The sequence below is a fragment of the Methanobrevibacter sp. genome (assembly GCF_045120835.1).
Lineage (GTDB): Archaea > Methanobacteriota > Methanobacteria > Methanobacteriales > Methanobacteriaceae > Methanocatella.
This window is the reverse complement of sequence record NZ_JBGVFE010000048.1, coordinates 13255-37059: the sequence shown is the minus strand read 5'-3', so window position 1 is coordinate 37059 and position 23805 is coordinate 13255. Positions and strand designations below refer to the sequence as shown.

At 32.9% G+C, this 23805-nt stretch carries 12 protein-coding genes; 10 read left to right on the top strand and 2 right to left on the bottom strand.

The window, feature by feature from the left end:
* The 8 genes from ACJMLO_RS05365 to ACJMLO_RS05330 all read left to right on the top strand — a co-directional run.
* Positions 1–1874, top strand: a 1874-nt coding sequence (locus tag ACJMLO_RS05365) for an ABC transporter transmembrane domain-containing protein (protein ID WP_405294666.1), incomplete at its 5' end; no start/stop codon positions are given.
* A gap of 1380 nt (positions 1875–3254) precedes the next feature.
* Complete coding sequence (locus ACJMLO_RS05360) at positions 3255–4850, top strand: ABC1 kinase family protein (RefSeq protein WP_405294664.1); 1596 nt, start codon at positions 3255–3257, stop codon at positions 4848–4850.
* Positions 4851–5283: 433 nt separating this feature from the next.
* Positions 5284–6483 (top strand): ATP-binding protein, encoded by a 1200-nt coding sequence (locus ACJMLO_RS05355; protein ID WP_405294662.1) that lies wholly within the window; start codon positions 5284–5286, stop codon positions 6481–6483.
* A 708-nt stretch (positions 6484–7191) separates the two neighbouring features.
* Complete coding sequence (locus ACJMLO_RS05350) at positions 7192–9135, top strand: SpoIIE family protein phosphatase (protein WP_405294660.1); 1944 nt, start codon at positions 7192–7194, stop codon at positions 9133–9135.
* Positions 9125–10999: a SpoIIE family protein phosphatase gene (locus ACJMLO_RS05345; RefSeq protein WP_405294658.1), complete on the top strand. Its 1875-nt coding sequence runs from the start codon at positions 9125–9127 to the stop codon at positions 10997–10999. The genes ACJMLO_RS05350 and ACJMLO_RS05345 overlap by 11 nt, the downstream gene beginning before the upstream one ends.
* A gap of 143 nt (positions 11000–11142) precedes the next feature.
* Positions 11143–11268 (top strand): hypothetical protein, encoded by a 126-nt coding sequence (locus ACJMLO_RS05340; protein WP_405294656.1) that lies wholly within the window; start codon positions 11143–11145, stop codon positions 11266–11268.
* A gap of 191 nt (positions 11269–11459) precedes the next feature.
* A complete protein-coding gene (locus tag ACJMLO_RS05335; RefSeq protein ID WP_405294654.1) occupies positions 11460–13445 on the top strand; it encodes an ABC transporter transmembrane domain-containing protein in 1986 nt (661 codons plus the stop codon).
* Positions 13446–13457: 12 nt separating this feature from the next.
* Positions 13458–14729, top strand: coding sequence for an STAS domain-containing protein (locus ACJMLO_RS05330; RefSeq protein ID WP_405294652.1), 1272 nt, complete (start codon positions 13458–13460; stop codon positions 14727–14729).
* A 257-nt stretch (positions 14730–14986) separates the two neighbouring features.
* On the opposite strand, the gene ACJMLO_RS05325 is transcribed toward ACJMLO_RS05330, so the two are convergent.
* Entirely contained in the window at positions 14987–18145 is a 3159-nt protein-coding gene (locus tag ACJMLO_RS05325) for a C1 family peptidase (protein ID WP_405294650.1), read from the bottom strand.
* A 68-nt stretch (positions 18146–18213) separates the two neighbouring features.
* Positions 18214–18792 carry a dTMP kinase gene (gene tmk, locus ACJMLO_RS05320; protein ID WP_405294648.1) on the bottom strand — a complete coding sequence of 193 codons (579 nt, stop codon included), beginning with the start codon at positions 18790–18792 and terminating at the stop codon, positions 18214–18216.
* Positions 18793–18872: 80 nt separating this feature from the next.
* Here tmk and ACJMLO_RS05315 point away from each other — a divergent pair, with 80 nt between their 5' ends.
* Together ACJMLO_RS05315 and ACJMLO_RS05310 are read left to right on the top strand one after the other, a co-directional pair.
* Positions 18873–21374, top strand: a complete 2502-nt coding sequence (locus ACJMLO_RS05315) for a DUF3656 domain-containing protein (protein ID WP_405294646.1) — start codon at positions 18873–18875, stop codon at positions 21372–21374.
* Complete coding sequence (locus ACJMLO_RS05310) at positions 21361–23778, top strand: DUF3656 domain-containing protein (RefSeq protein WP_405294644.1); 2418 nt, start codon at positions 21361–21363, stop codon at positions 23776–23778. The genes ACJMLO_RS05315 and ACJMLO_RS05310 overlap by 14 nt, the downstream gene beginning before the upstream one ends.
* Positions 23779–23805: the final 27 nt, after the last annotated feature.

Genomic DNA, 23805 nt, shown 5'->3' with positions numbered 1-23805 from the left:
ATGCGTTGACTGGAGTTAAAAATCAGAATATCGATTTGCTTTTTAAATCAGGATTATATATGGTAATATTCACAGTCCTTTCAATGATTTGTATGTATGCTGTTTCTCGTCTCTCGGTAAGGGTATCTTCAAATGCAACATCCAATATCCGTGAGAAAATCTTTCATATTCTAATGAACTTGTCTGATGAGGAAATTGGCAAATTTAAACTTACAGCGCTAATCACCTGGTCAACAAGATCGATGTCCATAGAACAGGGATTTATAGTGATGGTACTCGAACAGTTAATGCTGATTCCATTCACGTTCATAGCAATTCTATATGAAATAGCATTGATTGATGGGACTTATGCGCTGTTCTTCTTGGGATTTATCAGCATTCTTGCCGGAATCCTATTTTGGAGATTGAAACAATTTTCAGAAATATTCTTTAAAATCAAAAAGACATATGGAAAACTAAACCGATTATTACTATCCAAAATAACTAATATAGCCAACAAGATTCCATTTAATAAACCTGAGGCGGAAGCGGAATTTGAAAAGGCATGTGAGGAGTCATATGATATAAGCGTCAAGTATATTTCAAGTCAATATTACCTCGGGCCAGTGTTATTATGGGGTTTATATATTCTTGTTCTGATTACATTGGCGATGGTTAATTCTGGATACTCCATCGGCTTTGAGACCGACAGTGTAGTTGATTCATTGATAATTCTGATATATATTGCCTACTTCATTTCTACCTTGACGGTTATTCCGGCATTTATTGATATATGGCCAAGTGCATATACCAATTCAGTGCTTTTAGAGGACATCTTTGATTTGGAAGATAAAATCATAAAATCCAAAAATACAAATGATGATCTGAAAAGAATAGAAATCGTTGAGGAAGACATTACCAAAGAGGATAAGGGCATATGGGCGGAAAGAAAAGATATCGCCCAAAAATTCACCAGAATATTAAAAGAGGATAAGGCCAAGGTAATAATATCAATGGTCTTGCTTATGGTATCTACATTGTGCATGGCTTATGCCCCTAAAGTTGCAGGAAAGACGGTTGATTTATTGATTTCTAATTTGAATTCATCCAACGATATTGCCATTTACACTAATATTGCCTTGCTGATTGTCTTATATTCTGTAGGCTTTTTGTTTAAATTACCTCCGAAGAGAACCATGGGGATTATTGGTGAAAAAGTAGCCTATAATTTAAGAATGGAACTGTTTGATAAGATTGATGTTGTCGGTTCCAAATTCATTCAGGAAAATTCGAAAGGCCATATTCTATCTAGACAAAACAACGATTTGATGTGCATCAAGGAGTTCGTCTCTTCTCGCTTTCCTGAAATCTATGCGCAAATTCTGTTGATAGCTTTTGTATTGGTGTTGATTTTAATGACGGACTTCAGATTGGGTTTAGTATATCTGGCGATATTGCCGATTTATGCAATTTGCTTATATGTATGTCATGTTAAATCTAAAACCAATTTCAATGGTCATCAAAAGCATTTGGGGCGAATGATGGGCTATTTTGAAAGAGGGCTCGCAGATCGTGATTCATTCCATGAAATAGGGTTTGAAAAAATCAATCAAACTGTAACTAGCTATTATATCAAATCCAGAAACATTGCTAAGATTATGGAGCCTATTACCACATTTTTAACAAATATGAGTAATATAACTGTTTATATTGCGGGCATTTACTTTTTAATGGGTAATGAAATACAGCTGGGAACCCTATTGGCGGTTATTATGTACGGGCAATTATTGACAAACCCTATTAAAAAATTAAGTACTTCGATGGCTTCTATTGAAACCTCATTTTCAAGTATCAAAAGGATATTTGCGATTATTGACTATCAAAAAGATGAATAGTTCAATTTAATTTCTTTTGAATGGGGTATGCAAAAAATATTATATTGTTTAAGTTAAAAGTAGTAAATATTTTGCATAGTATCTGGGCAACAAGATTTTTAAATGATTTTTAAATTTAATATTCTTTTTTGCGGTTTTATAATTGTTTTTTCTTATTTTAACTTATGTTAATTATTGGATAGTTTATATTATTATAATCTTATTAGATTATATGCTAGTGCGTTTAGATTTAATTTTAAGTAATATTGATTAAAACATATTCACATTAGCTTCATTCCTCATTGGCCATCCCCAACCTGTCAAACCTGATGATACTATTAGTTCCATTTTTCCAAAATGAAATTCACCATAAACTAAACGACCCATTAATCTTTCAAAAATTGAATAAGGATAAATTTGTTAAACAAATTTTGACACATCCCTATTCAACATATATAACTATAGGTTAGCATTTTGCTACCAAACATCATAAGATGTCAAATAATATTTTAAATATCAAAATATATAAATGTTTTTATTCGGTCTAATTTTAAATTAAAACAATATTTTAATGTCAAAACAATTTTATATGCTCAGAACAATATTTATTTTAAAAAATAACAAATTTTATATATCTTTGAATGAATATATTGAATTCTAAAACACTAATATAATAATTTCTAACTATAGGTGTTTTTATGAAGTGGAAAGAGAATTCAATTAAAACACTCCAATCAAATTTGGAGGAATGGACATTCTTGCTGTTGAAAATATGGTGCTTGCTATCTCTTATTTATTCCTAGCAAGTTACTACATATTGTTGGCCATTAATTTGTTAATGTAAAACAATCTATGATGTCGAATTGGAAGCCTAGTTGGATTTTATCCGAAATTTTCTAATTTGATAAACTGACAATTTAAATGACAATTAGCTTTAATATGTGTTTTATAGCTTCTTTTTCTACACATAGTTCAAAAACATTATTATTTCCACTTTAAAAACACCAAAATATTATTTATATGAAATGATACTAAATATTATAATGTAAGAGCTAAAAGTACTAAATATTTTGTATAGTATACGGGCAAAATAAAATTATTATTATTTTGAGTTTTTTTGACTTATTAATTGTTAATGTTAAGTTTTTAATTCATTAACTCAGTATAAATTATTTGGTGATATTTTTAAGTTTAATATTCAGATGTTTTTAAAAATGGAGTCTTTTTTTAAGGAATTAATTTAGTCTTTTTTGTAAAAGAGCATTATATTTTATATACTTTTTAGTATATTGACTTTATATTTCGAGTAAATTCTTTGATAAATTATTTGATTAACTCATATGATTAAATAATAGTAAAAATAAATTTCATATCAAATATAAATTTTTAAAGTGTGACAAAATGGATAAAAAAACAAAAGAACGTTTGGGTGAACTTAGGGAAGCTTTAAAAAAATATGGTTTCGATGAAATTTTAGCCCAGACAGTTAAAAGCAAAATACGTAAAAAAGATGATGAGGATGAAACATCTGATCTCTTACTGGATGATGAAATTCCTGTAAACTTAAGATTAATGCTTCAGGATTTGGGAACTACTTTCATTAAGTTAGGTCAGGTATTAAGTACAAGACCAGATATTGTCGGTGAAAAAATTGCTAACGAACTGGCCAACCTGCAGGACGATAATCCTGCAATATCCTATGACCAGGTTAAAGCAATAGTCGAAAGGGAACTTGATGGAAACATTGATGAGCTATTCGAAGATTTTTCACATGAACATTTGGCAACCGCATCCATAGGTCAGGTTCATGAAGCCCACTTGATTACTGGTGAGAGAGTTGCAGTTAAGGTGCAAAAGGAGGGTATCACTGATAAAATCGACCTTGATATAAGGATAATGAAATATATCGCCAATCGCGCAGATAAATTAAGGCCCAATCTCAGAAAGTTAAATTTGCCAGGAATCATGGAGGAATTTGACCGTTCAATTCACAAGGAAATCGATTACAACAATGAATTCATGAATATGCAACGCATTGAAATGAATTTTGTAGATAATCCTGAAATACACATTCCGGCCACATATTCCAAGTACTGCACTTCAAAAGTCTTAACAATGGAATTCATAGACGGTACAAAACTGAATGATGTTTATGAAAGTGACAGCGAGGAATTCGATAAAAAGCTTTTGGCAAAAAATGTTCTAGATTCATATCTTCAGCAGCTGTTCATTGACGGGTTTTTCCATGGAGACCCACATCCTGGAAACATAATGATTTTAGAGGATAATGTTTTATGTTATCTTGATTTGGGTATGATGGGATTCTTTGATGAGGAATTCAAAAAGAACCTTTCTGAACTGATGATATTGTTGGTTGACCAGGATATTGATGGCTTGATAAATCAATTAATGTATATGGACATTCTGGATTATGACATTGAAATAATGACATTGAAAAGAGACTTGAATGACTTGTTCGGAAGATACTTCGGTGTCGAACTCAATCGTTTCGATGGAATTTTAGAAGAACTGATGGATCTTATGCAGGAGTATGGTGTCATTCTTCCAAATGAACTGGTTACAATGGCAAGAGGAATAACGCTTGTTGAGTCCATTGCACATAATTTAGACCCTGAAATTGATGTATTCGCATCAGTCGAACCAATTGCCAGACAAATCGCAAGACAAAGGGTCAATCCTAAGCAGTACTTGAAAGGCAAGAAAAGCAATATAATCCTATATGAACACATGCTTCAGGCATTGCCAAAACTTCTTACAAGAACCATTCACAAGATTGACAATGAAGAATTGAAATTTAAGTTTGAAGTTGACATTAATGATAAGGTTTCAATAGTTGCATTGATTTGTGCACTTCTAATAGGTTCTTCAACTGTTTCTTTCGGGCCAATGGCATTCGACATGCCTGTGATTTCTTTGATTGGTTATATAATAGCTATAATCTTAAGTGTTGTTGGCATTAGGAAATTTGTATTATGAGCATTGAATTTTGGTAATTATTTTTTTCTTCATGATTACCTTTTTTTATCTTATTTTAATAATTTTAATACTTTTTTTTAAACAATTATTTCATTTATCCATATGAAATCTTTCCAATAATAAATTCTTCCTGTTGATGTTAATAATTAAATGAAGAATATAAAAAAAGAATTTTAAAAATTGAATAAGGATAAATTTGTTAATCAAATTTTGACACATCCTTATTAAAAAAATTAGGGGTGCAGTAACGCATATTGCTGCAAAATATTTGTTTTATATATTGTTTTTATTCATATTTCATATGATGTAACATAAAATCTATTACATATTATATGTAACATGAAATTCATTATGTAATATAAAAACTATTATATACTTGGTCTAACATATTTATTATTACCTAATTTGAAGTTAATTATATTTTGGTGATATTATGTCTAATTTGCCTTGGGGAACTAGCAAAGTTTTAACTGATGAAGAATTTTTCAACAGAACACAGGAAATAAGCAATCTGACAAATCTTTTAAACTCTACAAGTGAAAACAATGCGCCAGATATTTTAGTGACAGGTATTAGGGGGGTGGGAAAAACTGTTCTGTTAAATAAGATCAAACAGTTTATGGATGAAAATTATCTTGTTGTATATATGGATTTCAGTGTTTCTCAAACATATCAGAAGAATAAAATGTCTCTTAAAGGGTTGTATGATTTTTACTATCAAAAAATCATAGAAGAAGCGCACCTAAAAGGATTAAACACTTTAAAAAATCACATTAATAAATTTTTTAAAACAAATAATTTCAAATTAAAAGAAGTGGTTGTCGCAAGTGCTTTTGACATTTCCATTCCAATCCCGATTATTGGAACTGAAAGGGATTTGGAAAGATATAGGGATTTTGTTTTTAGACTGCCTCAGGAAATATATGACAACAATAAAGATAAAATCGACGGTATGATAATTATCATTGATGAATTTCAGGTCATTAAGGAATTGAATACTTATCTGGAATCATTTTTATGGAATTTCAGAGGATATGTAACTGAACAGAGAAACGTTGCATATATTTTAAGCGGATCCATGGGATTGCAGGATAATTTAATCTCTGAAATTGCAGGTCAAAACGGTGCATTTGGTGGAAGGATGCTGACAATAAATATCAATCCGTTTTCCAAACAGACTACGAAAAATTACCTCACAGAAAGGGCACCTGAGTTAAAGTTCACTCAGGAGGGTTTTGAAAGATTTTACAAATGCACATCAGGCATTCCATATTACATTAACATTTTCGCACGCCAACTCCCGGCCAATCGGGAATTGGATGAAAACAATGTAATCGATGCATTTGACAATAATATATCATTCATTGTCAGCCATCTGATTAACGAATGGAACAGACTAACCACAAAAGAAAAAGACATAATAATAGCATTGATTGATTCTCCATTGAAAAGAATTGATTTGGCTAGAAAATTAAATGTAAAATCAGGTTCATTAAGCGATAAACTGAATAAATTGCAGAATTTGGATTTAATTCGTTTTGCAGGTGGTGAATATGGGATTTCTGAAAAGCTGCTTAAAAGATGGCTTGAAATTGAATATTCTCAAAAAGGAATTTACCCTTATAGATTTTAAGTTATAGGTTCTAGAATAATGACGTTCTTGCAGTATTATACTTCTTTTTGAATTTTTTACCCTTTCATTAAGAGGTTCAATTATTCTATTTAAAATCGGCGCTTCCTTCCCCTGCAATATTGGAGTATTTCAATAGGATTTACCATGTTCATAGCCTCTTTTAATTAGTATGCATATTATGTCTGTTATTTAGTTAAATAATTAGTTTTACAAGTATTGCGAATAAAATAACTAATAAAATTTATGAAATAATTGGAAAAATAAAAGTAATAAAAATATATATGTCTCTTTGTTGTATATTATAATTTGAGAGCAAAAAAGTAGTAAATATTTTGTATAGTATATGGGCAAAATCCATTGTACATAATTTGAGCGTTATTTGATTTATTGCTCATTAATATTAAATTTTTTCTTTATTAAATTAATATAACATTTTTAATGATTTTATTAAGAGTAATCTATCCATATTTTTAGAAAATAATTCTTTTTTTAGGAATTAATTTGGCCTTTTTTAGCAGGTGTTCATATTTTATATAAGTTTTTTTTTAGTATATTGATTTACATTTGGAGTAATTTTTTTGTTTTTGTAAAGTTCTTGAAAGAGTCATTAAATTTATTAATATATAAGAATATAAATTATTAAAGAAAGAAAAATTTAAATTTGATATATTAAATTTATAAATGTTCGAATATGGTGAGTTTGAGAATATGCTTAAAAAACTTTTTAATAATAAACTATTTATTTTCCTATTTACATTCACTATTAGAGCAATATGTTGTTATGTATATGGATACTTGACTATTGCAGGATGGTTTATAGTCCCTGATATTGGACTGGGTCCTGTTTTTGCTATGATGTTTGGTCCGGTTGGAGCATTAGGTCATTCACTTGCCATGTTCTTTTTCGAACTCAGTATTGGCGGTGATTTACCTTCCTCGATTACTGACTTTTTAATCACGTTTTTCATTTCTATAATTGCATATAAGCTGTGGTATACTAAATTCAATAGAAAATCAGTGAGCACCCCTAAATTTGATTCGACAGAAAATATTTTAAAATTCATTAAAATAATATTCATCATTTCTATTTGTTATTGGTGTTTTGTTAATATCGCACTTAAAGCATACCCTCCATTGGGCTATCTGTATCCATTAACAACAGCAATTAATGTATTTTCATATTTCTTAGACATGTTTAACTTTGGAATAATCTTCGGTTTATTGCTCATCAGTCTCTTTAATATATTTAAAATCCCATTGCAAACTCCAAAAAATCTAATTAAGGGAATTAATATTAAACACGACTATTTCGCAGTAATGTTTATACTTATGGTCGTTTATACGATTGTAATTTTAGCCACATCTTTTGACAATACTCTTGTGAACATGATCTTTCTTTTAATATTCCTAATCACTGCAGCATTATTTGTTTTAAATAAACTTGATACAAATATTGAAAGCAAATGGACGAATTATTCAATTATCGAACAGATAATCCTGATATTTTTAGTGGTATTAGCTATAGTGACATATGCAAACTTCGATACACTTACATTATTAATTCAACATCTTACTGGAAATTGGGTTAAGGATATCAATTTTGCATATATGATTGCTATCGCTTATGGAAGTGCATTAGTTTTAATCTTTTTAATATATCACATTACCAATATCGAAAAAATTCTAACAAATCCAATCTATGATTTAATAAGTGCTTTAGATGCATATAAAAAGAATAAAGTAGTGGAAGAAAATACTGAACTAAGCAAAAGATTGGAAAGATACAGCAAAAGGGATGATGAAATCTCCAAATTAGTTAAATCTTTTGTCGAAATGATGAAATCTATTGAAAATTATTTATCTGAAATTAAAAAAACGACTATTGAAAAAGAAAGAATTGAAACCGAGTTCAATGTTGCAAATAATATCCAAACACATATGTTAAAAACTGATTTTAATGAATTTTCTAAAGATAAACCCTTTGAAATTTCTGCGTTTATGAATCCTGCAAAAGAAGTTGGTGGAGACTTTTATGACTATTTTGACATAGACGATGAACATATAGGATTTGTAATTGGGGATGTCAGCGGAAAAGGAATCCCTGCAACATTATTTATGGTTAAGGCCATGTATCTGATTAGAAATCACAGTAAATCCCACGATAATCTTAAGGAATTTTATGAAAATGTCAATGATTTGTCCTGTCAAAGGAATGAAGAAAATTTATTTGTCACATCCTGGTTTGGAAAATTAAATATAAAGACTGGAAAACTAACTTTTGTAAATTCCGGCCATGAGAAACCATTGTTTAAAGAAAAAAACAAAAGTTTTGAATATTTAGATACTAATCCCAATTCTGTTCTGGGATTAAGGGATGGAATGACATATGACGATCAGGAATTAAGTTTAAACCCTGGTGATTCAATATTTTTATATACTGATGGAATTACAAAGGCAAATAATAACTACGATGGATTCTTTGGCAGTGACCGTTTAAAAGAAACTATAAATAAATATAAAAATGAAAATCCAAATGAATTACTCGAAAAAATTAAGAATGAAGTATATGAATACTGCAATAATGAAAATCAATTTGATGATATGGCAATGTTAATAATCAGATATAATGGATGTGAGAATAGTGGAAAATAAAAGGGAACTTTTTAAATCAAGGAAATTTATTGTATTATTCTCAATTGTTTTAACTACAATTCTTTTTGGACTCTCCAGAATTTTCCCCCAATTGGGAGACATTCACATAATGATACTCCCAGTTTTAAGTTTAATTTTTGGGCCTTTTGCAATTTTAGGATTTGCACTGGTGGAATTTATTTATTTGATGATGTCCCATCCAGAATCCATTTTATTAAATTTATTAATCATATTCGTCTTTTTTATCTGCAATTTTACGATATGGAAATTATGGTACTCAATTATGAATAAAAATGGATTGGAATGTCCGAATTTTCCAGGATTATATTATTTAATTAAATTATTCATCATATTCTCACTATATGCCCTAGTACTATTGATTTTCATTCATTTTATCAGTGCAGATGTAATAAACTATGGGTTTAAATTTGATGTTATTTCATCAATATTCAATTTCTTTTTTGTTATAATATCCACATATGTTATTAATTACTTCGAAATACCAATGTATATTCCAAGAATACAATTTAAACAGTTTTTACCTAAAAAAATATATCCTATTTTTTTAATATTGTTCTTCACTATAGGATTACTTCAAACATTTTTCCTAGATTCAAATTATGGCATATTAATGCTAGTTATCACTATATTTCTTATAATTTATTTATTAAAGCCATATGATGGAGATATTTTCAAAATTAAACACAATATTGCACCAAACCTATTTTCAAAAGTAAATATTTCCATAGTATTGTTAATCTTGATTATCTCAAGTGTGATAGTAATTATGGATTACATTTTGGGTTTGGGCTACAGTGAAAACTATTTAAATATCACCAGAACTACCATGTATTTATTTATCATAATATCAATTCCACTAGTGTTTTACTTATATTACTTAGAAAAAAATGTAACAAAACCATTGAATAAGGTATCTGAAATCATGACTGAAGGTATTACAACAATTGAAGACCATTCAAAACATGGGGAAAAATTGGAAAAAATCAAGGTAAATAACGAAATAAGAATACTGATTGATTCATTGCGAGATATGGAATATGATGTGATAAAACACGTACAAAACTTAAAAAAAGTAACCTCTGAAAAAGAAAGATATGAAACTGAACTGAAATTGGCCAGCGATATTCAAAATTCAATGATTCCAAAAGATTTTGATGAATTCAAGGATAAATTTAGTGAAAACAGAGACAAGTTTGAACTTTGGGGAACAATGAAAGCTGCCCGTCAGGTAGGGGGAGACTTTTACGATTATTTCCAAATAGATGAAGACAATATTGGATTTGTAATTGGAGATGTCAGCGGAAAAGGAATATCTGCCGCATTAATAATGGTTAAAGCAATGACCTTAATTCAGGATTATACAAAGCAGTATAATGATTTATCAAAAGCATTTTATAAAACAAATAATGATCTTTATGAAGAGAATGTGGAAGATCATTTTGTTACCTGCTGGCTTGGAAAAATTAATATGAAAAGCAACGAATTGTCATTTGTTAATGCAGGCCATAATTCTCCATTAATCAAATTAAACAATAATGATTTTGAATATATGGATATTAAACCCGGATTAGTATTGGCAGCCATGAAAGATATGGATTATAAAACACATATTATCCCATTTAAAAAAGAAGATACCATATTTTTATATACTGATGGTGTGACAGAAGCCAATGATGATTATAAAGAATTTTATGGTCAAGAAAGACTAAAAGATATTATAAATAAACACAAAAACGATAATGTTAATAATATAATAGAATCCATAGAAGAGGACGTTAAAGAATTCTGCAATTATGAAGAACAATTTGACGACACAACAATGTTTATTATCAGAGCAAAATAAGAGGATGAGCTTTATTTAATTGAAATAAAAATTATTCTCTTAAAGTTCAAAATTAAAGCTTGTGGCCGTGAATTTCATTTTACTGTCACATATTTTAGATTTGATGTCAACATTGCCGTATTTCTTTAATTGGAGTAAGCTCTTTGAAAATTATTTGGGAATTAGAAGAGGATATGGGCTGGAGCGAACAACAATTAGACTTAATTAAAATGATTGGAAAAGAAAACTACTTAACCCAATTATTAATCAACGGCGTACCTGCTGAATAAACACTTTAAGGGATTGCTGAAATCCCTCTTTTTATATTATTTCAACAAACTATTTTTCATATTCTATGTTTCCAAGATAAGTAATCTTTTTAAGGAATTAATCTGGTCTTTTTTTAGTACATATTGAATATATTCAGGTTTCATGAATGTGATGCAACAATAATATATTATTTAAAAACTAAATCATTATCATGAAAAAGTTTTTGAAGGTTTCATTAAAATTCCAATGGAAAACAATATTGATTATTTTCGCTTTGATAATCATTCAGACATTCTTTCAAATGGAGATAATTGATTTGTTCAGTGCGGCTTTGACTGGAGTTAAAGAACAGAAAATCGAGTTGCTTGTCAAATCAGGATCATACATGTTACTGTATACAGTCATTTCAATGATTGCCATTTATGTCATTTCATTTCTCTCAACAAGAGTGGCTTCAAATGCCGCATATACTGTCCGTGAGAAACTTTTTCATATTCTAATGAACTTGCCTGATGAGGAAATTGCCAACTTTAAAATTTCAGGGCTAACTACACGGTCAACCAGAGGGATGTCCTCAGAACAGGGATTTATAGTGATGATACTCACACAATTAATGCTGATTCCAGTTACACTCGTAGCAATTATTTATGAAATAGCCTTGATTGACGGAACTTATGCATTATTCTTCTTGTCATCTGTCGGCGTTCTCGCCATAATCATAATCTTTAGAATGAAACAGATTGTAAAAATATTTTTCAGAGCCAAAAAGACATATGGGAAGCTAAACATGATGTTTCTCTCTAAAATCAGTGATATTGCAGGCAGGATCCCATTTAATAAACAGGAGTATGAAGCGGAATTTGAAAAGGCATGTGAGAATTCCTATGATAAGAATGTCAAATATATTTTAAGCCAATATTACCTCGGCCCGATATTATTATGGGGGTTATATGCGATTGTTCTGATTACATTTGCAATGGTTAATTCCGGATACACCATTGGCTTTGAAACTGACAGTGTTGTTGATTCATTCATTATTCTTATATATGTCGCCTACTTCGTCAGTACCCTGACTGTTGTCCCTGCACTGATTGACAGGTGGCCACGTGCATATGCCACTTCTGTGCGTTTGGAGGAAGTCCTGAATCTGGAAGATAAAACCATAAAATCCAAAAACACGGCTAATCCAAAAAGAATAGAAATTGTAGAGGAAGATGTTTCATGGGAGGATAAGGGCATATGGGCTGAAAGAAAAGAAATCTCTCAAAAATTCACACTGATATTAAAGGATGACAGGACCAAAGTAATAATTTCAATGATTTTGCTCATGATATCCACATTATGTATGGTTTATGCCCCTAAAGTTGCAGGAAAGACTGTTAATTTATTGAGTTCCAATGTGAATTCATCCAACGATGTTGCCATCTACATCAACCTGGCCTTGCTTTTGGTATTATATTCTGCCGGATATCTGCTTAAGTTGACTCCGAAAAGAATCATGGGGATTACCGGTGAAAAAGTGGCCTATAATTTGAGAATGAAATTATTTGACAAGATTGATGCTGTCGGACCAGGTTTCATTCAGGAAAACTCAAAGGGTCTCATCATGTCCAGATTAAACAATGATGTGATGAACATCAGGGAGTTCGTCTCTTCCAAATTTTCAGAAATTTATGCCCAAATCATATCGATAGTTCTTGTAATAGTATTGATGATGATGACAGACTTTAGATTGAGCTTAATTTATCTGGCGATATTGCCGGTTTATGTCATTTCCTTTTATTTATGTGATTATAAATCCAAAGCTTATTTTGATGGTCATCAAAAGCATTTGGGCCGATTGATGAGTTATTTTGAAAGAGGGCTTTCAAATCGTGATTCATTCCATGAAATAGGGTTTAAAAAACTTAATCAAACTGTAATTGACTATTATACCAAATCCAGAAATGTTACTAATATTATGGAGCCTGTTACAACCTTTTTAACAAATGCAAGTAATATAACCGTTTATATGGCTGGCGTTTACTTTTTATCAGTTGGTGAAATACAGCTGGGAACTCTATTGGCGGTTATCATGTATGGACAGTTACTGACTAAACCTATTAAGAAACTAAGCACCTCAATGGCTTCTATTGAAACTGCATTTTCAAGCATCAAAAGGATATTTGCGATTATTGACTATCAAAAAGATGAATAATTAGGAAAGATTATGGACAATACGTTTAATTTTGAAGGAATAGAAATTGGCCAGGACTTATTGGAAAGAACGAATCCTGTATTTAATACGGCCAGAATGACTCTTTTTCAGTTGGCTGCTGCAGGTCATGGTGATGCCAAGGCCCTAGCCGAAAGGCTGAATCTTACCCGGGAGGATACGCAAGACAGTAAGACAGTCAAGGCCGATGGGGATGACCTTTTCATTAACAGCATTATTATGGATGTAAGGTACTTTACCAGTGGAAACCTTGCTATGCAATCAGGATTTACAGTGGTTGACTTGCCATGTGGGTTCACGCCGAGAGCCCTTGAATTTGCAAAAAGCGGCAATAAATATGTTGGAATGGATCTTCCTGCAACAATTAATGAAATTGAACCTGCCATCATGTCATTGCTGGATGAAGATCAAAAAAAGCTTGTCTATTTTGAAGGTGTGGATGCAACTAATTATCTCTCCCTTAATTCTGCATTTGACAAGATTGAAGGGAAGGTATGCATAACGACAGAAGGGCTCCTGATGTATCTTACAGATTCCGAGATGGATGCCATGTGTGATAATATTAGAAAGATTCTTGCAGAGCATGGCGGATATTGGATTACTCTTGACCCGGAGATATCCCTTCTCTACGTTTTGATAATGAAAGCTTTCTATGGATGCCGAACAAGAGAACTTATGTATCAGATGAGATATAGAATAGAAGACAAATCTGATGCAACGGTCGTACAGAATTCAATGAATATTCGTGTCGTAGGAGATGTTGAGGAAAATATGAACAATGCAATTAATTATATTGCATCTAAAGGATTTAAACTGGAGAGAATTCCATATGCAGAACATGTGCCGGAGTTTAAAAGTTTAGAAAATGCGGATCCCAAAATTGTGGCTCAAATTAAGGAAGGCCTTAAGAGAGTATGCATATGGAAGATTACGGTTGATGAATCAGTTAAGGAGGATATTCCTGATACCGGTACTGGATCTTTTAATGCAGAGGTATCAACTGATGGAGATATGCTTAATTTAATTTTATCAGGAAATTTGGATACATTAAGCGCGCCTAAGCTTCTTGCTATTTATGAAAAGATTATGGAAGATAATGCTTTTGACTGTGTGTTCATCGATTGTTCTAAACTGGAATATGTGTCCTCTGCAGGGCTGCGTGTTCTTCTTATTATGCAAAATGACTGTGAAGGTGGGGTTACAATGAAGTCATGTAATGAAACTGTTATTGAAGTTTTATCCGATACTGATATAAAAATTAAATAAAATAATAAAATTTAGCTGGTTTCTGATAAAATAATTCCTTGGGGAAGTAGTTAGCATATAGTTATGTAGCCGTATTCAAATTTTCAATTTTGTCCTTATCATCAATAAATAATATTGTCAAAATAAGCATCATGGCATGTAAAACAACTAGAATCAATGAAGTCTAGTTGAATGCTGCAACTGATGCCGTATTTTATTTGTGTTATTAATTATGGGAGATGTATTGGGCCACCCTGCCTCTTTAAGGGCAGGATGGTTTAATTCATTTTAACTGTTGTTTTTATAGTGTCTTTTAGGTAAGTCACTTTAAGAGGGTATGTTTTTCCTTTTTTAAGCTTTTTGATAACATTCTTTTTCAGGGATTTTTGTGCTATGCCTTTTGCGTTGGTTTTGACCTTGTATGTTTTTCCGTTGAGTTTGAATATTATTGTTTTGCCTTTGACAGGTTTGCCGTTGATTTTGAGTTTGGCTTTTAAGGTTAATGATTTTGCAGTCTTTTTGGCTGTGACTTTTCTTGCTGAGAGGACCTGTTTTACTGTGACTTTATTTGTGTATGTTTTGCCGTTGTATGTCGTTTTTATTGTGTATTTTTTTGGAATCTCGGTTATCTTGATTTTAGCTATTCCATTGTTGTCTGTTTTAACGGTTTTTGTTTGTCCGTTAATGTTAAATATAACGGTTTCACCTGCACCAACTTGTCTGCCGTCGGCAGTTACAACTTTAACGCTGAAGTATTTGTCTCCAGCATAGTCAACTGAAATGTCCTTGTTGTTGATGATTTTAGTATCATCAATGACAGTGTATGCTTTAAGACAAACTGACAGGGACATCAAACTTGAATCTATCCATTCTTTTCCATCTGTACTCACTTTGGAGACTCCTTCTTCAAGAGGAAGCCTTGTTGGGGCGGCAAATGGAACAGAAGCGCTCCGGAATTCAACTTTGAATTTATCGTTGACTTTTACCGGAACATATTTGTCCAAAATTATTGTTTTGAATCCTGCAAATTCACTTGCTCCTTTCTGCGTGTGCCTTAATTCGCCATTGACATATACTTTAAGCTCATATTCGATTCCAACGTCATTGAAATAAGTTCCGACAGCACCTATTAACTCGTTGAATATTGATTCGTATTCATTTGAGTAATATGTGTAGTTTTCATCGAAAAGATATAACCCCGCAAAGTCTGTTTGATAGTTCAGGTGATAGGGAATTGTATTTTCAAAAATATATCCTACGGCCCCGTAAAGAAGTTCTTTATCGGTCTGCGCTAATAATGAAGGTTCATAGTATGACATATAGAAATATCCGTCATCTCCCCATTCGGTTCCCCAGCTGTTTTTAACAATCCATGCTCCGTCACCTTCAGGTTTGATTATAAAATTGTCTCTGCTGAAATTATCATCCCATCCGACAATGGATACCGCATGGTTCGGCAATCGAAGTTCTCCAGTATCATCATAAGTGGAGTTTCCATAAAATGCATATGTTTCCTCATTAAAAATAGGGTCAAAATGATCTGCAGAATATGATATTGAAAGTGCACCATATTTCAATAGGGCTTCCTTAATCTTTTGAGTTGTCTGATTTGTTTGGCCGGGAATAATGATTACATCCTGAACATGGACTGACATGTTTGAATCATATATTATGTCTGTGAGTTTTCCGAGTTCATCATAGATGTCAGAAGATTCCAATTGGACTCCAAACCAGCTTAAAGCATATGCCACACCGTTAATTGCACTTCCTCCTTCTGCTATATATGATGATCCGTATTTTGAATACATTAATTCCATCTTATACAAATTATTCACTGATATTGTATAATTCTGGCCGGTTGCCTTGCGTATTGCTGATTCGATTGCGCTAATTGAACCATGCGCCCAGCATGACCCGGTCATGCCCTGATTTTTAACTGAAGAAACCCATCTCCAATCACGCAAATCAAACCTTGGAGGCAAATTAACGACATTTATATTATTATTTTTAAATTCGACAGTGCCTGTAGATAATCCTGAAAAATACTCATATTCCTCATTGTCAGTTGAGAGGCCATCTCCAATATAAGTATTGTTGTTTTCGCTGAATTCACAGAATACTGCATAAATTCCGACTCCTCCATTTTCAAAGTATGAATTATTTATGTTCAGGTATGCATTATAGGAATAGATTGCATTTGCGGAATCTGGTGTGCTATATGCAACTGAATTGTCTTTAAAAAGTGAATTGTCAATATTCACCACATTGTCATCCTGAAATATCGCACCTCCCTGATATAATGCAGTATTGTTGGTGAAAGTTGAATTGACAATATTCACATCTACCAAAGATGTGTAAACTGCTCCTCCACAGGAAAATGCAAGATTGCCATCAAAAATGGAATCGGCAATATTAAGCAAACCGCCCAATTGAACAATTGTGCCTCCAAAAGAGGATGAGCAATCAGTAAAACTGGAATTGATGATACTCATTGTGGCATTATTATCTATTCCTTCACCTACAATGCCTCCTGCATCAAAAAATATTGCTCCCCCGTCATTTTGACAGTTGGCATTATCAAAAATACAGTTTTCGATGATATAGGACTGATTTTTAAAACGAGTATTGGAATATTTGATTCCGATAGCTCCGGCTGTCATGTTGGCATATAAATTGTTGAATCTTGAATTTCTTACATTCAGCCAGTAAGTACTGGCATAGATTGCTGTTGCATATTTGCCGGTCAGGTTATTAAATGTAGTGTTGTCCACTGTTAATTGTGTTTCATCCTTGGCATGAATATGGCCCATCCCAGATATTTCTCCTCCCTCAAAAATAGAATCTTTAATGTTTACAATTGCAAGGGAAGATACAATATCTGCATAATATGCTGTTGTTGAATAAAAGCTACAATTGACAATATTTAATTCTTTAGAGGTTTCATTCAATCCAGTTAATTGGGGTGAATCAAAAAATGAAATAAAAGCCTTATATTCAGAATCGCTTCCGTTGTTGTTTATGAACGTGACATTATTCAAAACACACATTCCCATTTCTATATTTATTGCGTTAGGATTACCGTTGATAATTGTCAAATCATTTATGTATAAAATTGATTCGGTGACATTAAATGCAATTGCTTTATTCTTACAATCGATAATGTGGTTATGTCCGTTTATTGTAGTGTTGCCAATAATTTCAATGCCCTCTACAAAATCACTGTCACTTTCTTCTGCAAATTCATAGTTGCAGTCCAAATCACATTCAACCACATCACTTTCCGCATTGCCATAGATGGTCTTGTTAAGTTCATTAAATGGTGAGGCAGTTAAATCATCCGCCTGAACTGAATCAGTATGATTCAAATCCGCCGCATTAATCGCTCCCATACTCAGCATAAACATTAACATTATGCCAAAAATATATTTCTTTTTCATTTTATCACAACAGTTTTTAATTAATGCTATTTTTATTGAACCTCTTTGTCTTCTTCAAGCGGTGAGGTTCAAAGGATACAATCCGGACAGATGCCAAGATAGGGTGCAACGGCTTTTTTAATATCTGAAGATACCTTATTCACACCATTTGTCGCATCAATGATTTGATGTTCATAATCTTCTAGTAGATTCAAATAATTTTGCCTGATGCCAGTTAAGAATTCCTCATTTTCAAAAGTGTCTTGGCCTGAAGTTCTTGAAACTGATGTTTTAGCGTCTAAATCCAATAGAATTACCAAATCTGGCTTTTTAGCATATTTATTTAAAACACTGACCCATTCAAAAGGTTCCTGGTAAGCTAGAGAGGATATATATGATCTGTCAGAAATTATAATTTTGGATTCGTCTTCAAGTTTATCCATAATCAACATCCTGTCGGCTGCAAAAAGAAGGGCAAGTGCCTTTTGAAAGGTATCTCCTGTTGCATCAGGATTTTGTAAAAATTGTCTAATCAATTTGCCCACTTCGGAATCAGTTGGTTCAACCATAGTTTCGACCCTAAATCCATTATCCTCCAGCCACTGTTCAAGCATTTGGATTTGGGTGGACTTACCAGAACCATCAATTCCTTCAAAAACTATATACATAAAATAGAATATGTTTTAATTTAATATATAATTAATTACAAAAAGATTAATGAATAAACTAATAAAGGTGTATTTAAGAAATGGTTTTAGAAGAATTATTGGCCCCTGCAGGTTCACCGGAAGTTTTGACAATAGCTGTCAATGCAGGTGCTGATGCGGTTTATATTGCCGGACAGAATTATGGAGCAAGAGCCTATGCCAAAAATTTCACAATCGAAGAGATTGAAAAGGCAGTTGAATATGCTCATTTGAACGGATCCAAAATTCATGTGACTGTCAATACCTTAGTCAACAATTCAGAAATTGTTGACGTTATGCAATACCTGTTTAAACTATACCAAATTGGGGTGGATGCTGTCATCGTACAGGATTTTGGATTGATTTGGCTTTTGAAAACTTTCATTCCCGATTTGGAGGTTCATGCATCAACACAGATGGGCCTTAACAATTACGCTTCAATAAAATGGGCTGCCCAAAACAACATCAAAAGAGTGGTCTTGCCAAGGGAAGTCACAATCGAACAGATTAAGCAGACTGCCGAGCAACTTAAAAAGGACGATATTGATATGGACATTGAGGTCTTTGGCCATGGGGCATTATGCTACTGTGTAAGTGGAAAATGCTATATGTCCTCCTACAACAGTGGAAGAAGCGGAAACAGGGGAGCCTGTGCCCAGCCATGCAGAAGAGAATACCGTCTGAAATACAGAGGATACAATATAGGGAACGGTTATCTTCTCTCGACCCATGACCTTGCAACATACAATAATTTAAAAGCGATTGAAGATGCAGGAGTCAAATCCCTCAAATTGGAAGGTAGAATGAAATCCGGAGACTACATTGGAACCATTGTAAACAGCTACAGGAACCTCATTGATGGAAATGAAGGGGACTACAAAAAAGATCTGCACCTTGTCTTCAACAGACAGTTTACAAACGGATACATGATGGGAGATAAGCCCGGAGATGTAATGGGAAGAGGACATTCCGGCCATGAAGGATTATACATTGGAGACATCATCGATATTGATGGCACCAAAGTAACAATTGAGATTAAAAACAAAGAGATTCCAGTCATTTTAGAGCCGGGAGATGGAATCGCATTCAAATATAACGGAAAAATTAAGGGAATCTATCTGGAAGATATTGTAAAGCAGGATGAAAATGAAATCATCATAAACACCACACGCCTTTTAAAGGTTGGAACGGAAGTGTTCATCAGCTATTCAAAATCCACTCACGATTATCTGAAGCAGTTTGAAAAGGAAACCATCAGAAATAATGTCGCAATAAGCCTGTCCATGACTTGGGATGAGAAACTGAACCTGTTTACCAAGGTAGAATACCATCTTGATGATGAACTGATTAACTTCAGGCACAAAACACTGGACAAATTTGAAAAAGCCAAAAACAAACCTGTTACAGAAGAAGTCATTGAAAAACAACTTAAAAAGACAGGCGGAACACCATTTTACATTGAAAACATTCGCTTTAACAATATGCCAAATGATATTTTCATACCAATCAGTGAGATAAATCAAATTAGACGTGAAATTCTGGATACCGCCACAGAATTACTGCTGAATCATCAAACACCAACAAAGAAATCGGTTAAGGCTGTGCGCAAAAATTTAACCAAATTCATTGAGGATTACCGGGACAATCCAGGAAAAATAAAAAACAAAAATCCGAAATTGTCAATATTTATCGATGACCTCTCACAAATACGAGCCGCATCAGGTTTTGATTTGAAAAGAATCTACTTTGATGGGAACTGCCACTACAACAACCCTGATGACTACTATGAAAACATAAAGGAAACCCTGAAAAAAGGAAGTTTGATGGCAGCCCCAACAGAGTTCGTTTGGGTTCTTTCTTCATTCATAAGCCAACAAGATGCCATCAGATGCAACGAAATCATCAAGGAGCTGGAAGATGAGGGAATCATCATATCCGTCATGGGCGACTTTCCGGGCATGAGCGAGATATTTGACTGTCCCATATACGGAAACCATAATCTAAACGTGTGGAATAGTTTCTGCATTCATGATTTGAATGCTGCAGGATTCAAGTCACTCATATTGTCCTGTGAACTTTCAGGAGATGAAATCAGGGAGGCAGTAATGAGAAATCATGACAGAAACATTGAATTGGAAATGATTGTTAATGGAAACCTTGAGGTAATCGTTAGCAAAGATGATTTCACCAACTTAAATGATGGAAAGGACTTTATCATTTCAAACGATGCGGATTATGCAACTTTGGAAGACAAAAAAAGAAAAAAATTCAAATACAAAGTATTCTTTGACTATAACAGACAGAGCCACATCATCAACAAAGACTGCCTGTGTTTAATTGAAGAGATTAATGAAATCAAAAAGATGGGCCTTGACAGCCTGATACTTGACTGCAGATATTCAAACGAAAAGTACACGTCCCAGATTCTATCAATCTATACTGAAGGCCTTAAAAACAAAACTTCCGAAGAGCTTACACAATACAAATACGACATTATGGATTTCTCACAATCCTACATTAACAAAGGCAATTACATAGAGGGAAGATTGCATGAAAATTCCTGAATTGCTTGCGCCTGTCGGATCAATGGAGCATCTGAAAGTTGCCATCAATGCCGGCGCCAGTGCAATCTATTTATCCGGGAAAAATTACGGAGCCCGAAAATTTGCGGAAAACTTTACATTGGAGGAAATGGAAGAGGCAGTAAATGCCGCCCACATGCACAACGTTAAGGTTTATGTTACCGTAAACACATTAATTAAGGAATCTGAACTTGAAAGCGTAATGAATTATTTATCCAAGCTATATGAAATGGGAGTGGATGCCGTTCTGGTGCAGGATTTGGGTCTGATTGAATTGATCAATGAATATCTGCCAAATCTGAAAATCCATGCTTCAACACAACTGACATGTGAAAATCAGCTCAAAGTGAATTATCTTGAAAGCAAAGGAATCAAAAGAGTTGTTCTTCCTCGTGAAATGAGAAAGGAGGAAATCGAAAAGCTTAAAACAAATATGGAACTTGAAATATTCGTTCATGGAGCCTTGTGCTACTCTTATTCTGGACAGTGCCTGCTGAGCAGTTTTAAAGGTGGACGAAGTGGAAATAGAGGCACATGTGCTCAGCCATGCCGTCAAAAATATAGAATTGATGGAATAAAAAAACATGACTATTATCTCTCCCCTTCAGATTTATCCCTTTACAACCACCTGAAAGAGATTTCCGAATTGAATATAAGCTGCATCAAAATTGAAGGGAGAATGCGGTCAAAAGAATATTTGGCAATCACTGTGAGCAATTACCGTAAAGCACTGAACAGGCTAAAAAGCAAAAAGAAATTCGATACTGAAGAAATTGACCTTGTCTTCAATCGTGGATTCAGCGAAGGGCAATTTTTGAACAAATCCAAAAGAAGCATAAGGGCAGGCCATATTGGTTTGAAAATCGGCAGAGTCATAAAAAGCAAGAAAAACCAAATTGCAATACGGCTGAATGATTTTATCAGCACAATACCTGAAAAAGGTGACGGACTTTTAGTTGTCAAAAACGATAACGATTACGGTTTTGAAATATCTCAAGACCCAATAATAACAACACTAAACCACTTTCAGAAGGGCAAAAACAAGCAGGTCAAAGACATGACCCGAAAAAACAAGGTCATGATTGTTAAAAAAGTTTGGCAAAACAAAAAAGAAGACTTTAATCTAAATGAATCTGATGTATATCTAACCAAAAGAAATAGCTTATCCAAAAAGGTTAAGGAAATTGAAAATAAAGGCTCAAGCTATGTCAAATCCAAATTGATTTTAACATTTTCACTCAAAAATAAATTTCCTCTCTTAAAAGCAAGACTGACCCTTGCAAACCGAAAGGAAATAAATGCTGAAGTTATGGGAGATACTCCCTTTGAAGAACCGCTTAAAAAAAGTGTCAGTGTAGATACAATCAAAAAACAATTGTCAAAACTTGATAAGTACCCATACCAGATTACACAAATCAACGTCAATTACGATGGAACATTATTCCTTCCAATCAGAAAAATCAATGAACTCAGAAGAAATCTGTTTGAAAAGCTGGAAAGCGAAATTGCAGACTCATACAAACATGAATACCGAGAAATTAAACTAAATTTATTTGAAAACACCCCGGAAGATAAACCAATTAATCTTTCATTTTATACCAATAATCTAAATCATTTGAAAAATATTGAAAACATTAAAAGAGTTTACCTGGAAATTCCTCCAGATGACGATTCATTAGTCCTCAGCAAAGACACTTATAATCTGAATTACATGGTCAGTTTCATTAAGCAAGCGATTGAACTCTCATATGGCAAGGAGTATGAACTAATCTGGAAATGGCCAGACATTGTCCATGACAGCTTATTCAAGGCATTGAACAAAGTCCGAGGAATATTAAATAAAATGCACTATTCCCTTCCAATAATGAGCAATGCATTTAATGGCGAATACGGCCCATATTCCATGAACATCTCAAACAATGCCTCAATAGACAGCCTTGAAAATTACAGAATACTAACTCTATCGCCAGAACTGCGAAAAGAGGACTATGAGAATATAATTGAACATTCCAGAAATCCTGATAAAATTGAAATGCTGGTTCAGGGATCTGTGGAGTTGATGAAGACAAGATATCCTATTTTATATGGAAACGAAACAAAAAAAGACTGCAGAAACTACCTGATTGACAATAAAAACAACAGATACTCCATCCACAAAAGCATTTCAGGTGAGGAATTGACAATATTTGATGGTAGCGAACTTTCATTAATAGATAAAATCGATCATCTAAAAGAGATTGGATTTAGGAATTTCTCAATTGATGGGCGATTTAAGGACGACGACTATTATAATATAATTAATATGTACGATAAGGCACTGAATGGTTGTATTAATAAAAAAGAACTTGAAAAATACAGTCCAAAAAACACCAATGCCAACTTTTAGATTACTTCTCAGATGCTCTCGGCAAAA

Coding starts and splice junctions, on each gene's coding strand:
- ACJMLO_RS05360 (WP_405294664.1), top strand. CDS start 3,255: ATGGATAAAAAAACAAAAGAACGTTTGGGTGAACTTAGGGAAGCTTTA.
- ACJMLO_RS05355 (WP_405294662.1), top strand. CDS start 5,284: ATGTCTAATTTGCCTTGGGGAACTAGCAAAGTTTTAACTGATGAAGAA.
- ACJMLO_RS05350 (WP_405294660.1), top strand. CDS start 7,192: ATGCTTAAAAAACTTTTTAATAATAAACTATTTATTTTCCTATTTACA.
- ACJMLO_RS05335 (WP_405294654.1), top strand. CDS start 11,460: ATGAAAAAGTTTTTGAAGGTTTCATTAAAATTCCAATGGAAAACAATA.
- ACJMLO_RS05330 (WP_405294652.1), top strand. CDS start 13,458: ATGGACAATACGTTTAATTTTGAAGGAATAGAAATTGGCCAGGACTTA.
- ACJMLO_RS05325 (WP_405294650.1), bottom strand. CDS start 18,145: ATGAAAAAGAAATATATTTTTGGCATAATGTTAATGTTTATGCTGAGT.
- tmk (WP_405294648.1), bottom strand. CDS start 18,792: ATGTATATAGTTTTTGAAGGAATTGATGGTTCTGGTAAGTCCACCCAA.
- ACJMLO_RS05315 (WP_405294646.1), top strand. CDS start 18,873: ATGGTTTTAGAAGAATTATTGGCCCCTGCAGGTTCACCGGAAGTTTTG.
- ACJMLO_RS05310 (WP_405294644.1), top strand. CDS start 21,361: ATGAAAATTCCTGAATTGCTTGCGCCTGTCGGATCAATGGAGCATCTG.